General features: G+C 72.1%; 15 protein-coding genes and 1 pseudogene. 11 read left to right on the forward strand and 5 right to left on the reverse strand.

Features of this window, described 5'->3' with window-relative positions; translation table 11 throughout:
• Window positions 1–88: 88 nt before the first annotated feature.
• Window positions 89–805 carry a flavodoxin family protein gene (locus AB0J08_RS21905; RefSeq protein ID WP_360636631.1) on the forward strand — a complete coding sequence of 239 codons (717 nt, stop codon included), beginning with the start codon at window positions 89–91 and terminating at the stop codon, window positions 803–805.
• A gap of 262 nt (window positions 806–1067) precedes the next feature.
• On the opposite strand, the gene msrA is transcribed toward AB0J08_RS21905, so the two are convergent.
• On the reverse strand, window positions 1068–1574 hold the full coding sequence (gene msrA / locus AB0J08_RS21910) for a peptide-methionine (S)-S-oxide reductase MsrA (protein ID WP_360636634.1): 507 nt from the start codon (window positions 1572–1574) through the stop codon (window positions 1068–1070).
• A 158-nt stretch (window positions 1575–1732) separates the two neighbouring features.
• Between msrA and AB0J08_RS21915 the strand changes: the two are divergent.
• Window positions 1733–1851, forward strand: a pseudogene (locus AB0J08_RS21915) (IS5/IS1182 family transposase); the annotation flags it as partial.
• Window positions 1852–1931: 80 nt separating this feature from the next.
• Here the strand turns inward: AB0J08_RS21915 and AB0J08_RS21920 are convergent.
• The 3 genes from AB0J08_RS21920 to AB0J08_RS21930 all read right to left on the reverse strand — a co-directional run bounded on the left by AB0J08_RS21920 (window position 1932) and on the right by AB0J08_RS21930 (window position 3572).
• Window positions 1932–2183 (reverse strand): histidine phosphatase family protein, encoded by a 252-nt coding sequence (locus tag AB0J08_RS21920; RefSeq protein WP_360636637.1) that lies wholly within the window; start codon window positions 2181–2183, stop codon window positions 1932–1934.
• A 333-nt stretch (window positions 2184–2516) separates the two neighbouring features.
• The gene (locus AB0J08_RS21925; RefSeq protein WP_360636640.1) at window positions 2517–2813 is read right to left on the reverse strand and encodes a cupin domain-containing protein; all 297 of its coding nucleotides are present in this window, start codon (window positions 2811–2813) and stop codon (window positions 2517–2519) included.
• 462 nt (window positions 2814–3275) lie between these two features.
• The gene (locus tag AB0J08_RS21930; protein ID WP_360636643.1) at window positions 3276–3572 is read right to left on the reverse strand and encodes a hypothetical protein; all 297 of its coding nucleotides are present in this window, start codon (window positions 3570–3572) and stop codon (window positions 3276–3278) included.
• A 430-nt stretch (window positions 3573–4002) separates the two neighbouring features.
• On the opposite strand from AB0J08_RS21930, the gene AB0J08_RS21935 reads away from it, so the two are divergent.
• The 7 genes from AB0J08_RS21935 (at window position 4003) to AB0J08_RS21965 (ending at window position 11184) form a co-directional block, all read left to right on the forward strand.
• Entirely contained in the window at window positions 4003–4521 is a 519-nt protein-coding gene (locus tag AB0J08_RS21935) for a hypothetical protein (protein WP_360636646.1), read from the forward strand.
• Window positions 4522–4800: 279 nt separating this feature from the next.
• On the forward strand, window positions 4801–5493 hold the full coding sequence (locus tag AB0J08_RS21940) for a Tat pathway signal sequence domain protein (protein WP_360636649.1): 693 nt from the start codon (window positions 4801–4803) through the stop codon (window positions 5491–5493).
• 587 nt (window positions 5494–6080) lie between these two features.
• Window positions 6081–7523: an MFS transporter gene (locus AB0J08_RS21945; protein ID WP_360636652.1), complete on the forward strand. Its 1443-nt coding sequence runs from the start codon at window positions 6081–6083 to the stop codon at window positions 7521–7523.
• Window positions 7524–7676: 153 nt separating this feature from the next.
• Window positions 7677–7976, forward strand: a complete 300-nt coding sequence (locus tag AB0J08_RS21950; protein WP_360636655.1) for a hypothetical protein — start codon at window positions 7677–7679, stop codon at window positions 7974–7976.
• The gene (locus tag AB0J08_RS21955; RefSeq protein WP_360636658.1) at window positions 7973–8935 is read left to right on the forward strand and encodes an acyl-ACP desaturase; all 963 of its coding nucleotides are present in this window, start codon (window positions 7973–7975) and stop codon (window positions 8933–8935) included. The genes AB0J08_RS21950 and AB0J08_RS21955 overlap by 4 nt, the downstream gene beginning before the upstream one ends.
• A 178-nt stretch (window positions 8936–9113) precedes the next feature.
• Entirely contained in the window at window positions 9114–9509 is a 396-nt protein-coding gene (locus AB0J08_RS21960; protein WP_360636661.1) for an acyl-CoA thioesterase, read from the forward strand.
• Window positions 9510–9585: 76 nt separating this feature from the next.
• Window positions 9586–11184 carry an AMP-binding protein gene (locus AB0J08_RS21965; RefSeq protein ID WP_360636664.1) on the forward strand — a complete coding sequence of 533 codons (1599 nt, stop codon included), beginning with the start codon at window positions 9586–9588 and terminating at the stop codon, window positions 11182–11184.
• A 122-nt stretch (window positions 11185–11306) separates the two neighbouring features.
• Here the strand turns inward: AB0J08_RS21965 and AB0J08_RS21970 are convergent, their stop codons facing one another.
• Entirely contained in the window at window positions 11307–11633 is a 327-nt protein-coding gene (locus AB0J08_RS21970) for a hypothetical protein (protein ID WP_360636667.1), read from the reverse strand.
• Between the two features lie 381 nt (window positions 11634–12014).
• On the opposite strand from AB0J08_RS21970, the gene AB0J08_RS21975 reads away from it, so the two are divergent.
• Both AB0J08_RS21975 and AB0J08_RS21980 read left to right on the forward strand, forming a co-directional pair.
• Entirely contained in the window at window positions 12015–13037 is a 1023-nt protein-coding gene (locus tag AB0J08_RS21975; protein ID WP_360636670.1) for a hypothetical protein, read from the forward strand.
• Between the two features lie 138 nt (window positions 13038–13175).
• Window positions 13176–15065 carry an HSP90 family protein gene (locus AB0J08_RS21980; RefSeq protein WP_360636673.1) on the forward strand — a complete coding sequence of 630 codons (1890 nt, stop codon included), beginning with the start codon at window positions 13176–13178 and terminating at the stop codon, window positions 15063–15065.

Genomic DNA, 15065 nt, shown 5'->3' on the forward strand with positions numbered 1-15065 from the left:
CTCGCGCGGTCGGCCCAGTCCGACGGGCGGCGCCCGGGACCTGCGGCTGGACTGGTGGGCGACCGCCTCCCTCGGAAAGGGCCCGCCGATGTCCACCTCGCCCCGCACCTACGACGACCTGCGCGCCCTGGTCGTCAACTGCACCCTCAAGCGCTCACCCGAACGCAGCCACACCCAGGGCCTGATCGACATCAGCACCGGGATCATGCAGCGCCAGGGCGTCCAGGTCGACGTGCTCCGGGCGGTCGACCACGACATCGCCACCGGCGTCTGGCCCGACATGACCGAGCACGGCTGGGAGACCGACGACTGGCCGGTGCTCTACAGCCAGGTGATGGCGGCCGACATCCTCGTCCTGGCCGGCCCGGTCTGGCTGGGGGACAACTCCTCGGTGATGAAGCAGGTGATCGAGCGGCTCTACTCCTGCTCCTCGCTGCTCAACTCCGAGGGCCAGTACGCCTACTACGGGCGGGTCGGCGGCTGTCTGATCACCGGGAACGAGGACGGTGCGAAGCACTGCGCGATGAACGTCCTCTACAGCCTCCAACACCTCGGCTACACCGTCCCGCCGCAGGCGGACGCGGGTTGGGTCGGCGAGGCAGGCCCGGGGCCGTCCTACCTTGACCCGGGTTCGGGTGGTCCGGAGAACGACTTCACCAACCGCAACGCCACCTTCATGACCTGGAACCTGCTCCACCTCGCCCGGATGCTCAAGGACGCCGGCGGCATCCCCGCCCACGGCAACCAGCGCTCCGAGTGGGACGCCGGCTGCCGCTTCGACTTCGAGAACCCCGAACACAGATGAGACGCGTGGCGGCGCCGAAGAGGGGGGAGATTGCCCGATGCTGATGGAATACCGGCTGCGATCCGGACCTACCCAGGACGACTTCGTCGTGGCCGCCGAACGCGCGCTGGATCAGCGGCGCCGCCCGCTTCACGTCGGCCGCCGATCCAATCAACACCTGGTCGCCCGTCCCCAGGTGACCGACCCCCGCACGTCGCGGGTGGAGCCCTCCTCCGAGCTGGAAGCGACATTCCCCCCGCGTATTGGCGGGGGCCGGCCGAGGCTAGGCGGTCGCGCGCCGGGGCAGCTTCCAGCCGGGGCGGGGGAAGTGGCAGGTGTAGCCGTTGGGGAACTTCTTCAGGTAGTCCTGGTGCTCGGGCTCGGCCTCCCAGAAGTCCCCGGCCGGGCTGACCTCGGTGACGACCTTGCCCGGCCACAGGCCTGAGGCGTCGACGTCGGCGATGGTGTCCTCGGCGACCCGCTTCTGCTCGTCGGTTAGGTAGAAGATCGCCGAGCGGTAGCTGGCACCGATGTCGTTGCCCTGGCGGTTCTTCGTCGACGGGTCGTGGACCTGGAAGAAGAACTCCAGCAGGGCCCGGAAGTCGGTCCGGGCAAGGTCGTAGTGCACCTCGATGGCTTCGGCGTGGTTGCCGTGGTTGCGGTAGGTGGCGTTCGGGACCTCGCCGCCGGTGTAGCCCACGCGGGTGTCTACCACCCCTGGCTGGTGGCGGAAGAGCTCCTCCATGCCCCAGAAACAGCCCCCGGCAAGGACGGCCTTCTCGGTCGCCATGGTCTTCTCCCTCAGGTGACGGACATCGGTTTGCGCTGCTACTGACAACCTACGAGGCCGCTGTATTCCTGCGCATGCTCCGGCCGGCCCTCGTTCTGGTTCCGTAAGGACGCAGGACCGGCCGGATCCGGGAGGACCACTGCTTCATCCGCTCCTACCTGCGACGCCGCCGGCTCACCGTCCGGATCGCCCGCCGAGGCGTTGAGTCCTCCAGCGTCTTGGTCGGCACCGCTGGGTGATCGAGGGGACCGTGGCCTGGCGGAACGGCTTCCGCCGACCCACCGCCGCTACGAGTGCAAGGCCCCACTTCGCCGGGTGCGCCGGCATCGCCGCAGCACTCATCTTCTCCGACACCTCTCACGGCGGATATGACGACGGTCCGCCGCTACGGGACGTTCCAGGCGTAGATGACCGGCTGCCCGTGCTCGACGGCCGGGAAACTGAGAGTGCCGGATGCGGATGGCCGAGAAGGCGGGCGGCGGACGCATCGAGCCCGAGCCGGCGCACGGTGAGCACACGCGCCAGATGGCCGTGAGCGACCACGGCGACATCACCCTCGCCATGCAACGGCCGGATCCGGTCCAGCACCGCATCCGTGCGTGCGGCCACCTGGTCGAGCTGCTCACCAGGATGGGCGGTGTCACCGGAAGCGACGCCGTCCCGCTGCCGAGCGGCGGGGGCGCGGGGCGGGAGCTCGCGCCCTCGATGTCGACGTCGGGCGTGATGCGGTCGAGCGTACCCAGGAGACGCTCACGAACATGGGAACGCCGACCGTCAGCGCAGACACCGACGGGAAGGAGTGACGCGCAGGGGCGAGGACGGTCCTGCGCTCGGTGCAGGTTGGGCAGCTCGGCCGCCGAGCGGGTGACGTCGCGTGGCCTGCGGCTCGCAGACCCGCCGTCACCCGCTCGATCCAGGCCCGCGTACCGCTCGCGCGGGCCGCTACTTCAGTTCGAACAGCAGTGAGCGGATCTCGGTACTTCCGGTGTTGTGCGTGGAGTGGTCCACGGCCGGGAACCACATCGTCTGGCCACTCGCGAGCGGTGCCTCGAGGGTCTCACCGGACTCGTCGGTGAAGGCCGCCTGCCCGTCCACGAGGTTGTAGACGAGGTTGTCGCGATGGTGATGCATGGCAGTCGTGGCGCCGGGCTGAAGCCGGGCCTCGAGCAGCCGTACCCGGTCGTTCTCGAAGAGGACCTTGTACACGTCGGGTGCCACCTGCACGGCGTCAGCTGCCATGGGAACCTCCTGAATTGTGAGAAGAAGCGGAGTTGACCTGCTGTCGACGGTAGCTCCGGGCGCACGGCCGTGCACGGTGGGGGATCGGCGGGGCTGGCTGCCGCTTCGACTCCGAGAACCCCGAGCACCGCTGAACGACCGGCTGACCCACTGGGAGGTGCTCCGGGTGGGGGCGCCGGAGCTTCTCGCAGTATCGCTGCAGGCCCGTGGACGGATACGCCGACCGGGTACCTCCTCGGCGCCCCTCGAAGGCCGGGTGCCGCGCGTGCCGCCCTCCGACGACAGCGCCTTCGACGCCGAGGAGGCCGCGATCCGGGAGCGGATCGAGCAGAAGGTGCTCGGCCGACCCATGGGCGGCTCTCCGGGCCTGCTGCGGTCTGTTGACCAGGAAGTCCTGTGGCATGCCCCGATGGTCCGATGTGGCCCGGACGGCAGGGGTTCGTGCGACGGCCTCCTTGAGGATCAGGTGCCGGAGTTGTCGACGAATCCCACGATGTCGAGGAATTCGATTCTTGGCGGGACGCCATAGACCCCCGTCACCTTCTCGACGATCTCCTGGGTGAAGAAGGCACGGGCTTTCTCCTCGTCATCCCACACGTAGAAGTTCCTTGCCCGGAGGCCGTCTTCGTCGAGCATGAAGCTCTTGAAGCGAAGGCCGGCCATGCCTTCGAACGGTACTCGGAGTTCGTCGGCAATCCTTGCGATAGTTGAACGGTCGAACTTCTCGGTCTGCGCGAAAGTCACGAGCACGCCGATCATTGGGCCTCCTGTCATTGGGTGGGCAACGGTCGATCGAGTGACGCTAGCGGCGGATCCTAGTACACGAGGCCGGAAATTCTGGTTGTTAAGCCGCGAATGTCGGCGAACTCGGACAGATCGCCCCGGGTGATCGCAGGCAGCTCGGTGATGCCGCGGTCGGCGAGCCACCGGGCGACCATCGACCAGTAGTGGACGGGTCTTGAACCGTGCGCCGTGGCAGCGCACGTGCTCGTCGTTCTCCGACGGGAGTGCGCGGGCCAAGGCGTCCACCATCGAGGGGCCGGGGCGCCGCGCACGGCAGCCAGTGCTCCGCGTGACGCCGGGTGCCGCGCTTCGGCTTCGAGAACCCCGGGCAGCGCTGCCGGGGCCGACCGGCGACCCGCGGGGCGCGAGGGCGGCGCACACTGGAGGGGCACTGTGGAGGTGACCGGTGGGTGCAGCGCCGCTCGGGCGGCGGCACGCCGGACCGGCGGCGCTACGCCGGTGGGCGGGCCGCTCGCGCTCCTGCGCGTCCACCGTCGGCGACCTCGGCGACCTCGGCGAGCAGCGGGCGGCGCTGCTCGTGGTACTGGACGAGGCCGTCGCCGGGCAGGCGGCTACCGACCTGGCGGTGGCCGCGTGCGGCGAGCCCGGCCCGGTGCCGGTGGGTCTGGCCGAGGTCCTCCAGCGCCAGGCCGCGCACTACGCGAGGCTCGCCGACTGGCTGCACGCCCTGCCCGCGGACGGCGACCTGGCTGCCGTCCGGGACGAGGCGCTGCGACTGCTCTCGTACCACCAGTGGATGCTGCACCAGTCCGCGAACCTCGCCTTCGCCGTCCACCGGGCGCCGAGCGTCGAGGCGGCCCGGCTGACCGTGCACGGCCTTGGCGCCCCCGCCGACCGGTTGCGGGCCGTGCGCGACACCCTGCGCGTGGCCGCGCCGTCCACCGGACCGCAGGCCCACGACTGACGCGGCGCCGGCGTCCACCAGCCTCGGCACGGCCGAGGACGTCCAGCACGCGGTCCACCACGTACGAGCCCGGCAGCGAGGGAGCCGCCCGGCGCGCGGATTCAGCGGAGCGGCGGCCGGCGTTTCGCCCTTGCTGACGAAAAGTCAGCAAGTTCGGTGCAGCGCCTTGACGGTGCATGGACACGGCTCTACAACGTAGTCAGCCCCCCGATCCCCACCGTCGGGGAGCAGCGAAAGTTCGTCTTCTCGATTCCCCCTCACCGAGGAAGAGGCTTTCCCATGCGCCTTCGCCGTCACTGTGCCGTCATCGCCACCGCCACCTTCGCCGCCACCGCCGCACTCGCGCTGGGCGCCGTCCCCGCGTCCGCGGCCCCGGGGCCCGTCGCTGCCACCCCCGTGCTGACCGCCGGCAGCGCGGGCGGCGACGCCGTCGCGGCGGGCGACGTGCTCGCCGCGCCGCTCGCCGCGAACACCCGCGCCACCTTCTACTCCGCCGCGACCAGCACCACCGGCGTCACCTGCGCCACCTCCCAGCTCGCCGCCACGGTGCTGACCAATCCGGCGGCGCCCGGCGCGGCGACGGAGTCCCTGACCGGGCTGACCTTCGGCTCCTGCACCAGCAACGTCACCGGGGTCACCTCGGTCCGCAGCCTGACGGTCGGCAACCTGCCCCACGTCATCACCGTCGACGACGGCCCGGGGCTGCCGGTCACCCTCACCGCGGGGACCGCAGGGCCGATCCAGGCCACCGCCGTGCTCAACAGCTGGTTCGGCACGCTCACCTGCACCTACCAGCTCAGCGGCGCGTTCACCGGCAACGCCGACAACGCCGCCCACAGCATGGCCTTCCGCAACGAGCACTTCGCCAAGAGCGGCGGTTCGTCGCTCTGCCCGGCCGACGGCTACTTCTCCGCCGCCTACGGCCCCGTCACCGACACCACCCGGTCCGGCAGCCCGGTCTTCGTCAACTGACCGGCGCCGGGCCGCTCGACGGGCCCGGCGTGGACGAGTCGGCCCCGCAGGATCTCCTGCGGGGCCGCAGCCGTCGGGGGCGGCCCGGCCGGTCGGCCGGGCGTGGGCGAAGCACCGGTGGTCGAGGTCACGGCGCAGGCGTGGCACCGGTCGGCGTCGTGGCTGGTGGGAGGGGGCGGAGCGACGCTGACAGAACGTCAAGGGGCTTCCCGCCGACCGCTTCGGCAGGCCGGTAGGGGATTGACACTGGCGGGTAACAACGAGCAATCTGATCTCGCCCACCGGCGTGTGCGGGGGGTCGAGTGCGTCCTGTGCCGTGGCCGATGAGGCGTGCGGTGCGATGAGTTGTGGCGTCGCGCACTCGGCTCACATGCGGGGGGATTGCCAGTCCGCGTGCCCGCACACGCCCCTGGGGTGTGCGGTGGAGGGCGCGTCGAGCAGGCGTGCCCGAGGGGGGAGAGGCGCGGGCGGGGTCCGGCGGCTCGACGGCGGTGTGCGGGCGCGGTCCGAAAGGCGCGGTCCGCTGCGGCGCGGTGCCCCGACGGCGCACCGACCGCCCGTCCCCGTCGCCCAGGAAGGACGCCCGCATGGCCGATCTGCCCGTCGCACCCGCCAAGGGACATGCCGCCGTGGCGAGTCCGCCCGCCGGGCCGCCCGTCGGAGCGGTACTGCTCTGCTGTCTCGGGGCCTTCGTGGCCTTCCTGGACAGCACCATCGTGAACGTGGCGTTCCCCAGCATCGCCAAGACCTTCGCCGGCTCCGACCTGCCGACGCTCTCCTGGGTGCTCAACGGCTACAACGTGGTGATCGCGGCCTTCCTGATGCCGGCCGGCCGGGCTGCCGACCGGCTCGGCTGCCGGCGGTCGTTCGCGGTCGGCCTCTCGCTCTTCACCCTGGCCTCGGTGGTCTGCGGCCTCGCCGGCTCGGCGGCGGTGCTGATCGCGGCCCGGCTGGTGCAGGCGGTGGGCGCCGCGATCCTGGTGCCGACCTCGCTCGCCCTGCTGATGCCGATGTTCCCGATGGCCCGGCGGCTGATCGCGATCACCATCTGGGGGGCGGCGGCGGCGCTGGCCGCCGGTATCGGGCCCGGACTCGGCGGGCTGCTCGCCGAGCACTGGTCCTGGCGGGCGGTCTTCCTGGTGAACATCCCGATCGGGGTGGTGGCCGTGTGGGCCTCCCGGTCCCTCGCCGAGCAGCGCGAGCGTGGCGGTCCGACCCCGGACGTGTTGGGTGCGGCGCTGCTCGGCGGCGCGCTCGGCCTGCTCGCGCTGGGCCTGGTCAAAGGTCCGGACTGGGGGTGGACGAGCCCCGGCACCCTCGGTGCGCTGACCGGCGGCGCGTTGCTGGCGGTGGCGGCGGTGCTGCGCAGTGCCCGCCACCCGGCGCCGGTCATCGCGCTGGACCTGCTCCGTTCGCGCGGCGCCATCGGCGGCAACCTCGGATCGATGCTGTTCTCGGTGACCTTCTACATGGTCATCCTCAACAACATCCTGTTCCTGACCGGGCACTGGCACTGGTCGTTGATCACGGCCGGGCTGGCCACCACGCCGCCGCCGATCGCCACCGCGCTGGTGGCCCGCCCGGCGAGCCGGCTCGCGGAGCGGTTCGGCGACCGCCCGGTGGTGATCGCCGGCTGCCTGCTCTACGCCTGCGGGACGCTGCTGCTGCTCCGGGGAGGCGGAGCGGGGCCCGACTTCGTCACGCACTGGCTGCCCGGTGCGGTCGTGATGGGCACGGGGGCCGGCCTGGTCTGGCCGGTGCTGGGAGCGGTCGCGCTGGCCGGGGTCGAACCGGCCCGGCTGGCCACCGCGAGTGCGGCGAACGCGGCCTTCCGGCAACTCGGAGCGGTGCTCGGGACGGCCCTCGCGGTCTCCGTCGTGACGACCTCGGCGGCGGACGCGCTCGGCGCGGCGCGGGACACCTGGTACCTGGCGATCGGCTTCGCAGTCGCGGTCGCCGTGCTCGCAGCGGTGACGATCCGCCCGGACCCGGCCGCGGCAGGGCCCGCCGACCTGTCGGGCGTCCGGTGATTTCGGTCGAATTCCGATTCCCTTCCCATTGTCAGCCCCCGTTCCGGCCCGGGGCTTGTCGGTGCTGGTGCGAACTGATCTGACGATTCGTTAACTTCCTTGTAACTGACATCACTTGGCCTGCGTAATCGACAACTTGTATGATTCCGAGCCATGGTGACGCCCGAAGTTGAGTCCTACATCCGGCAGAAATTCGGCGAGCACGCCGGCCTCGCGGACGAGGAAGTTTTCGCCGACGACGTGACACTGGCCGAGGTGATCGGCCGCAGCCCCAAAATGACCAACAGCATTGATCTGATGGAGGCGTTCGCCCGGACGGCCAACGGCCTCCGCAAGGACTACGGCGTGCGGGTGCGGCTGCCCGCACTGCCCCTGGACACCCCGACGCCGATGGTGCTGAAGGTGTTCCTGGAGGAGTTCGAGAAGCAGAAGGCGAAGGAGGACGCCGCGTGAGCATCGTCGAGACGGACCTCGCCGGCCCGGACCTCGGTGCTCCGGCCATCCGCAGGGCGGTCGTCCCCGCCGAGCCGCCGGCCATCATCACCGACCTCTGGGACGCGCTGACGGTGCGCCGGATGTCCCTCGTGGACGTCACCTGGGAGCAGCAGCGGCTGCACGAGTCCCGCCGGTGGAGCGTCGTCGAGATGCTGTCCGCCGTCGATCTGGACAGCCTCACCCCGCTCGACCGCAACCTGGTCTGGAACGCCGGCCGGGCCGAGCTGACCACCAAGCCGGGCGCCGACCGTCTGGAGCGGCAGGCCGAGGCCGAGGTGCGCCGCTGGGAGAAGACCAACCCGGCGCTCGCTGCGGTCATGGAGGCGTGCGGCACCTGGAGCCGCTACTGGAACGAGGAGGAGGCCCACCACGAGACGGTCTTCAACCGGCTGGCGGACGTCAGCGGGATGGAGGCGATCGACGACGAGACCTTCCTCGCCTTCCGCAAGGTCTTCCCGGACGACGACATGCTGCGCACCCTGGTGCTGCTCGCGATCTCCGAGATCACGGCCGCCGTCAACTACGGCCAGTGCCAGCACGTGATCCAGGACGAGGGTCTGCGCCGGATCTTCAAGCAGGTCGCGGCCGACGAGATCCAGCACCGCAACTACTTCGTGTCGTTCGCCAAGGCGCTGGTGGACAGCGGCGAGTACCACGCCAAGGACGCCTTCGCGGTGGCCCACCTCTTCCTCCGCGAGGACGGCGAACTCCTGGGCAGCGCCCGGGACCAGAAGGAGGACCGGGGCACCCACGTCAACTGGTGGGACCACCTGGACACGGCCGAGACCGGCTACCGCCCCGAGGCGATGGAGAAGAAGGAGCAGCTGGTCTGCGGCGCTCTGAAGAAGATCACCGGGATCGAGGTGCACTCGCGCGAGGAGGTCGAGGACACCTGGATGGACCTCCTCGACAGCTGACGTCGAGCCCGGCGGCCCCGGCCCGCGCCCCGCGGGGGGCGGGGCCGCCGGGCGCCGGCGCGGCCGTGCGGGTACGGCCACCGGGCTCGGCCCGTCAGTACGCTTCCCGGCCCCCGGCCGGTCCTTTCGGCACGATCACAACGGACGGTCCGACGTGTTCTTCGGCGAATCACGCCTCATGCTCCCGGTGCGCCCCAACGACCTCGACGCGCTGGGGCACGTCAACAACGCGGTCGCGCTGGAGTACCTGGAGGCCGGGCGGTGGGACTGGCTCGGCCGGCAGGGGCTCGTCCACGGCGACCGGCTGATCGCGGTGGTCGCCCGCACCGAGATCGACTACCTGGCGGAGATCCCCCGCGGCCTCGTCGAGGTGCGGACCCGGCTCGACTCCCCCTCGGAGGAGGAGTGGGACGAGGAGGGCATCACCTTCCGGGTCCGGTTCCGGCAGCGGATCCACCTGCCGGAGGCGGCCCGCCCGGCGGTGGACGCCCTGGTGACGGTGGCCTTCCTGGACGCGGAGCAGCGCTGCCTGGTCTCCCTCCAGGACTTCCTGGCCGCCTCCACCCCCGCCTGACGTGACGTCATGTCACGTCGGCGGCACGTGTGGTGCAGGTGCAGGTATCAATCGATGAACGAGTAGGAGGGGTCCGGTGCTCGAACACATCCAGCGCAACCAGGAGTGCCCGCCCGAGCGGGGGCTCCACCTGTACGAGAAGTACGGCGACCCGGCGGAGTTCACCGCCTACCGGGACTTCCCCGAGCAGATCGCCGCCTGTGCGGAGTTCTTCCGCGACCAGGGGGTCGAGCCCGGTACCCGGGTGGTCTTCCCGTTCGAGACGTCCGTCCCGGTGATCTTCGCGTTCCTGGCGCTGATGGAGATCGGCGCGGTGCCGCTCTCGGTCAAGCCGTTCGTGCTGAACACGCCGAAGGACGGCTACCAGGAGTTCCTGGCCCGGGTCGCGGCGGACTTCGACGCCGCCCGGATCCTCGACGTCCCCACCCTGGCCACCGTCGACCTGCCGGTCGACGTGCTGGCGCTGCCCCCGGCGGGCCTGCGCCGGGCCGGTGCCCGGCTGCGGACGCCCGGGGACGACGAACTGGCCTTCGTGCAGTTCTCGTCCGGGTCGACGTCCTTCCCCAAGGGCATCCCGGTGACGCACGGGCGGCTCCGGGCCAACCTGGACATGATCACCCGGACCGACGGCCGCCGGCCCGAGGAGCGGGTCAGCAGCTGGCTGCCGCTCTACCACGACATGGGGCTGGTCGGCGGCATGCTGTCCTGCTTCGCGGTCGGCTGCGACCTGCTGCTCGCCGAGCCGGTGACCTTCCTGTTCGACGCGCGCGGCTGGTGGGAGCACATGGGCCGGGAGCGGGCCATCGGCACCGTCGTCCCGAACTTCGCCGTCGACTACTCGCTCAAGCTGATGCAGGACCTCGACCCCGAGGAGATCGCCGAGATCGACCTCTCCGGGATGCGGTCGATCTACCTCGGCAGCGAGCCGATCAACCTGCCGAACCTGGAGGAGTTCCTCGACCTGATGGCGCCCGCCGGACTGCGGCGCGACGTCTTCATGCCCTGCTACGGCATGGCCGAGGCCGTCCTGCTGGTGGCCAGCCGGCCCGTGGGCGGCGAGATCCGGGTGGTGACCTCGCCCTCCGGTGTCCCGGCGATCTCGGTGGGCCCGCCGATGGCGGAGTTCACCGTCCGGCTGCGCGGCGAGGGCGGCCGGGTCTGCGGCGAGAACGAGCTGGGCGAGATCGAGTTGGCCGGCGGCAGCCTCGCCGGGGCCTACTTCGACCGGCCGGGGTCGATCGAGGGGCCGGACGGCTACTACGCCACCGGTGACATCGGCTTCCTGAACGCCGGGGAGCTGTTCATCACCGGCCGGATCAGCGACCGGATCAAGGTCGGCGGCCGCAGTCTGTTCGCCGCCGACTTCGAGCAGGCCGTCGAGCAGCTCCCGTTCGTCCGCGAGGGCCGCACCGCGGTCGCGCAGATCGGGCCCGACATCGTCGTGCTGACCGAGGTGGACCGCGAGGCCCGCGAGGACATCCCGGGCAGCCGGGCGCGGATCGTCGAGCACCTGGTGCGCGCGATCGGCGTCACCGTCCGCGCGGAGGACGTGCACTACCTGAAGCCCGGGCAGCTGCCACGCACCAGCAGCGGCAAGCTGCAGCGGCGGGTGATCGTGGCCGCGTACGAGCAGGGGCGGCTCGAAGGACTGACGCTGGCCGGGCCCGGGAGCTGACCCGGCGGGTCGGCTCCCCGTGTCCGACCGCCCGTGTCCGCCCGTGTATGACCGGCCGGTACCCCGGCTGCCGAGCCCCGGACCGCCCGGTCCGGGGCTTCGGCGCCCCCGGCGGAGACGTTTCAGCGGGGCGTCGGCTGTTCGTGCAGGCCGAGCGCCAGCCAGGGGTCGGCCTCGCAGTGCCGCAGCAGCCAGCCGGCCAGCGGGCCCTGCGGGCGGGCCAGTTCCGCGCAGGCGGCGCGCAGCTCGGCCTCGGCCGCCAACAGGCCGGGGGCCGACACGAACGCCACGCCGTCCACTGCTCCCGCCGCGGTTCGGATCCGGACGTGGTCGAGCCGGGCCGGCCCCCGGAGCGCGCGCTCCAGGCCGTCCCGTACGGCGGCCGCGTCCACCGGCTCGGCGGCCGGTCGACCGCCCGGCGTCTCCAGCCGGACGCGAATCATGTACATCCACGACATCGTGACGGATCGACAGTTCCGGTGGTCGGTGAAGCGGTGGCACGCATCTGACTGGCAACAACATGTCAGCGGTGCTACGGGGCTGCTCGGCCGTGTTCCGGTTCCGTTTCACGGCCGAGTCGCCCAGGGCCGTGAGGCGCTGATTGTGCTCGCCGAGGGGCTCGCCGACGAGCGGGCCGGGCGGGGCCCGGGCGGCCACCGTGCCGCGCTGCCGCCTCGATACCGCATAGGGGTATGTGACACCGGCCGTGACCTGGGGTTCGAGGTCGGCCTGGCGGACGGGATGTCAGCCGCCCGTGATATGTACTGCGTCAGGGGCGGCCGGTGCGCAGCCGTACGAAAGATGCCAATGCTGTTCGAGGGGGCCACACCATGTCGTTCTTCCGACGCCGTTCCGGCGAGGGTGCTGCGGGCGGCGGCGACGGCCGCCGGGGGTTCGGCTTCGGCCGGCGCCCCGCGGCGCACGTGAGCGTGCCGCCGGTACTCGACCCGGCCGGCGGCGACGAGGAGCTGCGGCTGATGCTGGCCCAGGCGGCCGTGGGGGACTGGGCGGCGCTGCGCCCGGGACTGGCCGCCGTCACGGACGGGGCCGACCTCACCTGGCTGCTGGTGGCGCTCGCCGACGTCGCCGGGGTGGAGGAGTGGGCGGCCAAGGCCGCCGCCGACCGGCCCGACGACGCGCTGCCGCTGCTGCTTTCCGGTGCCCGGCACGTCTCCTGGGCCTGGGAGGCGCGCACCGGGCGCCGGGCCAAGGACGTCACCGAGGAGCAGTGGCAGCTCTTCCACCAGCGGCTGGACACCGCCGAGGAGCAGCTGTTCGCGGTGGCCGAGCGCGAGCCGCAGTGGCTCGCCCCCTGGTACTTCCTGCAGATCAGCGGCCGCGGCGCCTCGCTCGGTCCGGACGTCGCCCGGCACCGCTTCGAGGCCGCGCTGCGCCGCGACCCCGGCCACCTCGGCTCGCACAGGCAGCGACTCCAGCAGCTCTGCGCCAAGTGGGGCGGCTCGCACCAGGAGATGCACGCCTTCGCCCGCTCGGCGATGCTGGCCGCCCCCGAAGGCAGCCCACTGGGCGAACTGGTCGCCCTCGCGCACCTGGAGCACTGGCTGGACCTCCCGGACGGCGAGGACCACGCCTACCTCACCAGCCCCGCCGTGCTGGCCGAGCTGCAGGAGGCGCTGCGGCGGTCCGTCCTGCACGCCGACTACCGGCGCCCGCGCGGCTGGCAGGGCGCCTTCAACACCTTCGCGATGGCCTTCTCGCTGGCCGACCAGCCGCGGACGGCCCACCTCCTGTTCGAGACGCTCGACGGCGCCGTGACCGAGTCGCCGTGGACCTACCTGGCCGGAGACCCGGTCGAGATCTACCGCGTCCACCGCGACCGCTGCGCCCGCTAGGCCATCGGCCCCGTCCGGCACGCACAGCCGCACCGGCCCCGTCCGGCACGCGAGGCCGCACCGGCACGCACAGCCGCACCGGCCCCGTCCGGCGCCCCAGAACTCCCGCCCCACCCGACGCGATCGAAAGAGCCTGCGGTGTCCCCTTCCGAGAACCCGACGAGTGCGCACACCTTCCAGGTGGATCTGCGCGGCCTGGTGGACCTGCTCTCCCACCACCTCTACTCCAGCCCCCGGGTCTACCTGCGCGAGCTGCTGCAGAACGCGGTGGACGCGATCTCCGCCCGGCAGGCGCTCGACCCGTCCGCGCCGGCCCGGATCACCGTGCACGCCGACGAGGACCTCACCGTCACCGACACCGGCATCGGTCTCACCGAGGCCGACGTCCACACCTTCCTCGCCACCATCGGCCGCAGCTCCAAGCGCGACGCCGAGGGCCGTATCGACGGCGCCGGCCTGGCCCGCGCCCGCGGGGACTTCATCGGCCAGTTCGGCATCGGACTGCTGGCCTGCTTCGTGGTGGCCGACGAGATCACCGTCGTCACCCGCTCCGCCGCCACGCCGGACGCGCCCGTCATCGAGTGGCGCGGCGGCTCCGACGGCCGCTACACCATCCGCACCCTGCCCTCGGAGGCCAAGCCCGAGCCCGGCACCACCGTCCGGCTGGCGCCGCGTGCCGACGCCGCCGAGTGGACCCGCTCCGACCGCGTCCTCTCGCTCGCCCGGGACTTCGGCAGCCTGCTGCGCCACGAGGTGACGGTGGTCGACGGCCGCGGCACCGCCACCCGCGTCAACCGCACCCCGCCGTGGGCCGAGCGGCACGGCTCCCCGCTGGCCCGCCGCGAGGCGCTGGCCACGTACTGCCGCACCACCTTCGACTTCACGCCGCTGGACACCATCGAGCTCGACCTGCCGGTGGTCGGTCTGCGCGGCGTCGCCTACGTCCTGCCGGACGCCGTGCCGCCGTCCCGCCGCTCCGGCCACCGGGTCCACCTCAAGGGCATGCTGCTCTCCGAGCAGGCCGACGAACTCCTGCCGGACTGGGCGTTCTTCGTCCGCTGCGTGGTCGACACCGACAGCCTGCGCCCGACCGCCTCCCGGGAGGGCCTGTACGCGGACGAGACGCTCGCCGCCGTCCGGGACGCCCTCGGCGCGCGCATCCGCGACTGGCTCACCGGGCTCTCCGCCAGCGACCCGGCCCTGCTGCACCGCTTCATCTCGGTGCACCACCTCGCCGTCAAGGAACTCGCTCGCTACGACGACGAGTTGCTGCGGATGCTGCTGCCCTGGCTGCCGTTCGAGACCACCGACGGCAACGTCACCCTGGACGAGTTCGCCCGCGCCCACCCGGTCGTCCTGGTGACGCGCACGGTCGAGGAGTTCCGCCAGGTCGCCCCGATCGCGGCCGCCGCCGGCCTCGGCGTCGTCAACGGCGGCTACACCTACGACCGGGACCTCGTCCACCGGCTGCCGGAGATCCGCCCCGGCACGTCGGTGGCCGACCTCGACCCGGGCACCGTCACCGCCCACCTGGACACCGTCGACCCGGCGGCCGAGCTGGCCGCGGCGGCGTTCCTCACCGTCGCCCGCGAGGTGGTCGGCCGGTTCGACTGCGACGTCGCCCTGCGCAGCTTCCACCCCACCAGCGCGCCCGCGCTGCTGCTGGACAACCGGGAGGCCCGGCACGAGCGCACCCGTGCCCAACTCGCGGACGAGGCCGACGGCCTGTGGGCCGACATCCTCGGCTCGCTGCGCGCCGAGGTGCCCCGCGCCCAGCTGGTGCTCAACCACCTCAACCCGCTGGTCCGCCGCGCCGCCTCGATCGGCGACCGCGAACTGGCCGTCACCGCCGTCGAGGCACTGTACGGGCAGGCCGTCCTGCTCACCCGCCGCCCGCTGAAGTCCAGCGAGAGCGCCCTGCTCAACCGGTCGTTCATCAGCCTGCTCGACCACGCCATGCTCGGCCACGAGTCCGCCGGCCGGCCGTCCGCCGGCCGTGACGCGGCCGACCCGCAGAAGGAGTCCTGA

This window comes from Kitasatospora sp. NPDC050463, from assembly GCF_040655255.1.
Lineage (GTDB): Bacteria > Actinomycetota > Actinomycetes > Streptomycetales > Streptomycetaceae > Kitasatospora.